Annotated in this window: 1 protein-coding gene; it reads right to left on the bottom strand. The window is 53.4% G+C overall.

The window, feature by feature from the left end:
• Nucleotides 1-670, bottom strand: a 670-nt coding sequence (locus FDX01_RS23820) for a heavy metal-binding domain-containing protein (protein ID WP_249360983.1), incomplete at its 3' end; no start/stop codon positions are given.
• Nucleotides 671-685 lie beyond the last annotated feature (15 nt).

Here is a 685-nt window from a genome sequence, read left to right as displayed (position 1 = left end):
ACGACATTCCGGCCCGGGCGAAGAATGGCCAGCCGCAGTACAACACGACTGGAGAGGCCAGAAGCAGTTGCAGCCATGTGTTGTATTGTGGCGGTACTGTATTCCTCAAGGCGGGAAACAGATGAGATCCCATTTCGAGTATCAGAACCGGAAACGCCAGCAACAACCCCAGCCAGAAGCGTCTTGTCATGTCGCGAAGTTCATCACTTGGCCCCGTGGATGCCGTAGCTACGAGCGGCTCCAGTGCCATTCCACAGACAGGACAGCTTCCGGGACCACTGCGGCGTATCTCCGGGTGCATCGGACATGTCCACACACCTTCAGAATTCTCTTTCTCCGCCTGGTGGTGAGGCTGTTTTATCTGATCAGGGCTGACTTCGTGATGATCGTGGTGATGGTGATGGTGATGGGAATGTTCACTGGCATCTTCGGTAAGATAACGATCGGGATGGGCTTTAAATTTACTCTCACAGCTGGCGGAGCAGAAATAAAGTTGATGGTCCTGGTATCGAATGCTGCTGTGCGCCCTGTCGGGCAGGATGTCCATCCCGCACACGGGATCTCTCACCTTATGCAATACGTGGCCCTCGTCCGGGGATAATGTCTGCTCAGAAGCAGTCTGGTTGTTGTGTTGCACTGCATTGTCATTTTTCACAGTAACTCTCCTTATGCATACCGAAGCATC

Source organism: Citrobacter sp. wls613 (assembly GCF_005281195.1).
GTDB classification, from domain to species: Bacteria; Pseudomonadota; Gammaproteobacteria; order Enterobacterales; family Enterobacteriaceae; genus Citrobacter; species Citrobacter gillenii.
This window is presented reverse-complemented; position numbering and strand designations above follow the sequence as displayed.